A 263-nucleotide genomic window follows, 5' to 3' on the forward strand; every position below is an offset into this window, starting at 1 on the left:
TTCAAAGGGCTTCTAGGGAAACCTAGGAGCCCTTCGTCGTTTCCGGCACCGGCGTTGGCCGATGGTGGAAAATCGCCGTTCTGCCCTGCGTCGAAATGATGGTTTGGCCGGTGGCTTTGCGTTGCGCTGCGGTTCAGAACCCGCTATATACGCCCTCCACCGGCGGACGACACGCCCACCGGTGACATTGCCGGAGAGTAGCTCAGCCTGGTAGAGCACTGCTTTCGGGAGGCAGGGGCCGGAGGTTCGAATCCTCTCTCTCC

General features: G+C 61.2%; 1 tRNA gene. It reads left to right on the forward strand.

The window, feature by feature from the left end:
- The first annotated feature begins 191 nt into the window (after positions 1 to 191).
- Positions 192 to 263, forward strand: a tRNA-Pro gene (locus tag TSO352_RS10315).

This window comes from Azospirillum sp. TSO35-2 (genome assembly GCF_003116095.1).
GTDB lineage: Bacteria > Pseudomonadota > Alphaproteobacteria > Azospirillales > Azospirillaceae > Azospirillum.